The sequence below is a fragment of the New Jersey aster yellows phytoplasma genome, from assembly GCF_002554195.1.
GTDB lineage: Bacteria > Bacillota_I > Bacilli_A > Acholeplasmatales > Acholeplasmataceae > Phytoplasma.
This window is the reverse complement of sequence record NZ_MAPF01000004.1, coordinates 1-6312: the sequence shown is the minus strand read 5'-3', so window position 1 is coordinate 6312 and position 6312 is coordinate 1. Positions and strand designations below refer to the sequence as shown.

The 6312-nt window shown below is 29.4% G+C and carries 3 protein-coding genes and 1 pseudogene; all 4 read right to left on the bottom strand.

The window, feature by feature from the left end; genetic code table 11:
- Window positions 1-38: 38 nt before the first annotated feature.
- Window positions 39-1091, bottom strand: a complete 1053-nt coding sequence (gene nrdF, locus BBA70_RS00170) for a class 1b ribonucleoside-diphosphate reductase subunit beta (protein ID WP_011412310.1) — start codon at window positions 1089-1091, stop codon at window positions 39-41.
- Window positions 1092-1454: 363 nt separating this feature from the next.
- Complete coding sequence (gene nrdE / locus BBA70_RS00165; protein ID WP_011412309.1) at window positions 1455-3992, bottom strand: class 1b ribonucleoside-diphosphate reductase subunit alpha; 2538 nt, start codon at window positions 3990-3992, stop codon at window positions 1455-1457.
- A gap of 472 nt (window positions 3993-4464) precedes the next feature.
- Entirely contained in the window at window positions 4465-4971 is a 507-nt protein-coding gene (locus BBA70_RS00160) for a hypothetical protein (protein ID WP_252861408.1), read from the bottom strand.
- 489 nt (window positions 4972-5460) lie between these two features.
- Window positions 5461-5748, bottom strand: a pseudogene (locus BBA70_RS00155) (endonuclease); the annotation flags it as partial.
- Between the last annotated feature and the right edge of the window lie 564 nt (window positions 5749-6312).

Here is a 6312-nt window from a genome sequence, read left to right as displayed (position 1 = left end):
ATTATAAAACTAAATATTATTGATTATTGATTATGGCTTTAAAAATAAAAATCTTCATCTTGCAACGCCTCAGAGCGCATTTTTTGATAACCATTTCCTTTCATAGAAAAGTTATCCATAGTTTTAGTCTCAGTATTAAGTCCATTAATGATAACAGGGTTTACATTTTCGGATGGAAAAAAAGCATCAAAACCCAAATTCATTAAAGCTTTATTGGCATTATAACGCACAAATTTATTAACATCATCTTCTAAATTTAATTTATGATAAATGGCATTGACTAAGGATGTTTTTGTTTGATAGAGTTGTTGCATCAAATCATCTAACCATGTTTTTAAAGTTTGTTTGGTGGGTTTATCAAACAGTTGATAAAGTTCAGTTGCAAGACGCCCCACATAAACACCATGAATACTTTCATCACGAATAATTAAATTAATAATTTCTCCTGATTGCATCAATTTCCCTTGACCATAAAAATATAAAGGATAGTAAAAACCACTGTAAAACAGCCAAGTTTCTAAAAAAACTGATACTGCCATAGCTTTCCACTGAGTTTTTTTAAATTCCAATTCAATAAATTGCAAGGAAGTTTGTTTTTTTAAATAAATCTGGTCTTCCAAAGCCTCATAAACTTTTACAATTACTTGCATCATGGTTTGAAGACTTTTTTGTTGGTTACCCCACAAAAAAAGTTGATTAATTTCTTTGTTAGTTAAATAGCTCATAAAAATATTAGAATAACTTTTAGCATGTACTGCATTTTCCATAGCTCCCATAAAATTAAGGGTAGCTTTTTTTTGGTGTTCATGTTCTTCTAAAGAACGAGCAATAATGGGCATACCCAAATCACCTTGATAAGTATCTAAAAAAGTAAGAACTAAAAGATTGCGTGAATAAGCAGTTTTTTCTTCTATGGTAAGTTCGCTCCAAGCAGCAAGATCGCCTTGCAAACTAATATCTTCAGGACGCCAAAATTGACTTAAATTTTGTTCATAAAAAAAATGGGTATATTTGTCTTCTAATACATTCCAGTTAGCTCCTTGAAAATGGATTTTGGAATTTGTTTGGGGTTGGGGGTTTTTGGTTTTCATTGATTTACTCCTTTTTCTTTTTGGGATTTTGTTTTTTTAGTATAAATTAATTGGGATAAGATTGAAAGGGTTATTTTGTGGGATTATAATTTGAAAAATAATGAACAATTTATTTGGGTAAGATTTGTATTTTGGGAAAATAATAGGAATATTTATTTTAATATAAAAGGAGTTAAGAGAAAAATAATTATTTTTAAGAATAAAAAAAGACTATCCATGTGATAGCCTTATTTTAGCAAAAAAACAAAATCACAAAAAACTAAGTACGAGAAGCAGTCAAACTTGACTGAGAATTATAAATATAATTTATTAATCAAAGTTTTATTCCATTAATTATTTTTTATTCAGCTTTATAAGGTGTTTTTAAACACCACAAGCCTCACATTCATCAATTTTTAGCTTTTGGGTTCGTGTGTAATAAAGGGTTTTTATCTTTTTGTGATGAGCGTAAAGATAGTATTTTTGTAATTCACGCGTAGTAATATCAGATGTAATACCAAGTTCAAAAGAAATACCTTGATCAACGTGCTTTTGGGCAATAGCAATAACATCAATGAGATCGTATTTGTTTATTTTATAAGCAGTGGTGTACATAAAGGAAGCTTGCTTTAATGCAGGCATTGGACAGTAAGTTTTAGAGTTACCATAGGTGCGTTCCTCTACTAATTGTTTTACAGGAGTCAAGGAAGGAGTTGCTCCCATAATATATCCAATTGATCCGTTTGGAGCTATTGCAAGACGATGAGAATTGTAGAGTCCAAATTTCATGACATCTTGTTTGAGTTGGTTCCAATCGCTTTGGGTGGGAAGGGTGATATTTTGGAACATTTTTTTGATTTTGTTAGTTTTAGGTAAAATTTCACCACGATTGTTAAAATAACTACCATCAGCGTATTTGGATTTTTTAAAACGATAAAACTTTTTGCCTGTGGTTTTTGCTTTATTGCAAGAATGAAGGAGGCTGTAAAAATTAATAGCGTTAAAAAAAACATCAATTAAATCTTTGTTTTCTTCACTTCCAAAAGCAATGTAGTTTTGAGCTAAAAAGCCGTGATGACCCATGATTCCAAAACCTACACTGCGGTTAAGAAAATTGGCTTTTGCAACAGCTGGAACATAACTAATGTTTGTATTTTCAGAAACACAGTTCATTACTTCCATTGCCATAAAAACAGTTTCTTGAATGGTATTGTTAGTAATCATGTTCCCCATATGTCCTGATGCTAGATTGCATGAAACGTCCATACCAATTTCGTCTTGTTGGGTTTGATGGTAATCTTTGTAATGTGAAGTGATGGTGGGTTGAAGGATTTCAGTGCATAAATTAGAAAACTTGACTTTCAGATCTGAAGTATTTGCTTGATTGGTGTTATCGCAAAACATTAAATAAGGATAGCCTGATTCGCCTTGCATTTGGGCAATAAGTTCTAAGAGTTGGCGCGGATTGATGGCTTTTTTTTGCACTTTGGGATTGACAATTAAAATGTCGTACCAATAGCTCATATCAACTGCAATATCAGCAAAATTTTTACCGTATTCTAGGAAAACAGTGTGCGGGAAAAAGGTATACATAACTTCATTTTTGCGGGCAAGTTCAATCATTTTGTTAGGTACTACAACGCCCAAAGATAAAGTTTTGACGCGAACATCTTCATCAGCACTTAATTTTTTCGTACTTAAAAAATCAATGATATCGGCGTGAAAAACGTTCAAATAAACAGCACCAGCGCCTGTACGTTGTCCCATTTGATCGGCATAACGGAAACTGTGGTCTAATAATTTGCACACACCTACAACACCTTTGCACACACCTTTAATGCCTTTGATAGATTCACCTTTAGCACGCAAATTAGTGATGTTAATCGAAACCCCACCGCCAATTTTAGAAAGTTGCATCGAAAATTCATTAATACGGGCAATATCGTTTAAAGAGTCGCCAGCTTCTAACAAAAAACAAGAGACAAATTCGCCACGATGTTTTTTGCCTGTGTTGAGCAAAGTGGGAGTTGCAGGAGTAAAGTCTTGGTTTATTAAAGATACAATGAGGCGTTTGGCAATTGCAAAATCACCTTTGGCATGATAAAGTGCGTTTATTGACAATCGGTCTTCGTAGGTTTCTAAATAGTGTTGTTTGTCGCGAGTTTTAAGAGCATAATCGTGGTAAAATTTGAAAGCTCCCATAAAAGTTGGGAAAGTTAAGTTTTTTTGGTAAGCAATTTGGTAGATTTCTTTGATTTGCGAATAGTTGTATTTTTGCAAAAAAGTGCTTTCATAATATTCGTTTTCTTGTAAAAAAGTTAATTTGTCTTGTAAAGTGGCAAAGCGTTTTAGTTTGGGGGCAACTCCTTCTTGCAAAAAACTTTGTAAAGCTTCTTTGTCTTTATTTAGGTCTTTGATTTTTCCTTGTTCATCAATAATTTGATTGTTGAGTATAATCCAAGGTGGCAAGACGGTTTTTTTGGAGGTGGGCATTTGTGGTTGGGTTTTGAATTGATAAGAAGGCAATTTTTGGTTGTTACAATAGCAAGCAAGCCATTTTTTTAAAAAAACTCTTTCTTCTGGCATTCCTGAACCTTCGAATTTAAGAACCAAAGGCACATTATAATTAGAAGCGATAGTATCGCCTGCTTTACCATAGTTTTTGCCCCAATTTTTGTTGCCAGACACAGCAACACCTATTACTTTGGTAGCGTTTTTTTCTAAAAAAGTTTTTGCATCATCAGATACTTGTCCAAATTTCACACTGCGAGTAAGTAAAAAAACGTTTTCGTCGGTTAATTTGGAAGGGACATCTTGGATGTGTTGAAAGGAAAAACCTAAACTTTGAGCCATTTCATAAACTTGACCTTGCAAGAGACCATCATAAATAACTTTAATTTTTTTGGGAAATAAGGCTGGCATTAAAACTCCTTTTGCTTCTTTGGCTTTTTTGATTTTTTATAGTTTAATTTAACTAATATTTACGTTTTAATAATTTTAATACATCAAAAAATTGAAATTATTTGAAATAAGTTAGCTTGCTGTCAAATATATTACGCATTTAAAATAATAAATTAAATTTGCGTGGATTATATTATTAATCTGATAATATGTATTTTATATTAATATTATATCAAAAGAAAAAAATATAGTGGCATTAAATAGCTTGAAAAAATATTTTGGACAAAAAATCATTCGTCAAAATAATTCGTTCTATTATAGAATAAATATTTTAGCTACCAAACATAAATGACGGGTAACATGAATTTAGGAGGCAGCAAAAAATGCAAACGGCCTTTTAGAAATGCAAGAAAAATCTTTTAAAAAAAGATCAACTTAAAAGCTGGCCTTTATATTATTTAAAAATATTTAATTGTCTAAAGTTTTGGAACAGTTAGTCCTTTCCGATTGGTGTGTTGTTTTTTTGAGATTTTAACAATCTTTTTCTTTCTTTTTTAGATTGCCAAATGGCTACTTTATGTTTTTGTTGTTCTAATTTAGATAATAATTTTTCTTGCGCAGTTTTTATTTGGTCTAATTTTTCAAGTAATAAATGTTCTTGGTGTTCTTGTTTGGTTGATTTAATTTCTAAATTTCTTAGTTTTCTTTTAGGGAAAAATAGACCAAGGAACATATTTTTGATAAAGATAATGCTGTTTGATAAAAATTCAAAGATTGGTTTGAATCCTGTCATGATTAATAACGTAAATAAAGTTGTTTCTATGAAAATAAACTCAAAAAACCAAATAATACAAAAAAATCCAAAACTAATTAAAATCATTAAAGTCATTATTGCACCAAATAAATTCAAATCAATATCATTTATATTCATTCCCAAATCGCTTCCGCAACATTGACAATGTTCGTAAAATTCTTTTTTTATTTTTTGTTGCTTATCCATTTTAAAAAAATCCTTAATTTTAACTTAATTTATTCATATATTATCCCTTAATGAGTGTTTTTTTTAAAAAAACTCATTATTTAATCCATGTAATTTTAGTTGCATCAGGAACAATAAAACCAAGTTTATAAGCTGCAAATATAAAAATACAACCAAGAGCAATTAAAATTAATATTTGTCTTAAAGTCATTTTTTTATCCTCCTTTTTATTATTTAGCTATTGATAAATAACCTTTTGAAGCAAAATAAACAATCAAAGGAAAAATAATGCCTAATGTAGGTAAAATCCAATATGTAAAAAACTGCCTAAAGTTAATTTATTTCTTCTAAAAGATTTTTTACTGAAATAAGAACGTCTTGTAATTTCTCGCCATTTTAATCTCCTTTTTTATTATTTAATAAGAAAAATATTTTTTAGTATTTAGAAAAAATAAGGAAACCAACTTAAAAGTTGGTATTTTTTTAATGGTTCTTTAATCACCTAAAATATTCAAGTGATGAAGAAAATATTTTGACTTCATCATCGATAAAAATGGTATCAGGATAAGTGAGTTTAGCTATGTTTTCGGAAAAAGTTCTGGCCAAAGGTTCAGTTTTATTCCTGTGTTCGGTGTATTTGTTGGAAGTAAATGTGGCGCCAAAGAGTTTATCATGGACTAATTATTCTAAGTTTCTAAATTTATCATTACCTGTGATACTACCAATTTCTGAAGCGTTAATATATTTTTTTCGATGTTGGCACCATAATTTAGTGCGTTGAGATAATTTGATTCGTATTTTTATTTACCTTTTCTAAAAAAAGAGATAATATATTGGAATAAATAACAAATAAATTTGATTATATGATAAAGACATTTAAAAAGAAAATCAATTAAATATAAAAGATGAGGTAGGAATAATAAAATAATGGTTAATAAGGTTAAGTTAAGTCACTTGTTTTGGTGATTAAAGAAATGATTGCTGATATCGGCAAACCAATTATTTAACTTCGTTAACCAAGTATTAATAAGATTTCACATGATGATTTTTTTTAGTAGTCTTTAAATAATGGTAAAATTGTGCTACTATTCCCTGTTTTAGTCTTTGGGTGCTTAATGGATAAGTAAAAAGATATAATTTGATTAAATATAATTAATAAAAATTAAAGAGATTAATAAGATAAAAAAATAATGATTAAAAAAAAATGATGTTACTCGGTAAAGATGGTAAGATTTTTTTAATGGACATAGTTTTATCGTTTCCTTTCTTTTAAAATAAAAAAAGGCCCTGAAAAGGGTCTTTAATGAGAATTAATAAATATATTATTTTTTATATTAATAAAAATAATTAAAATTAATCTTC

What these genes read in the sequence shown, in the direction of transcription:
- nrdF (WP_011412310.1), bottom strand. Translation starts at nt 1,091, where the DNA reads ATGAAAACCAAAAACCCCCAACCCCAAACAAATTCCAAAATCCATTTT.
- nrdE (WP_011412309.1), bottom strand. Translation starts at nt 3,992, where the DNA reads ATGCCAGCCTTATTTCCCAAAAAAATTAAAGTTATTTATGATGGTCTC.
- BBA70_RS00160 (WP_252861408.1), bottom strand. Translation starts at nt 4,971, where the DNA reads ATGGATAAGCAACAAAAAATAAAAAAAGAATTTTACGAACATTGTCAA.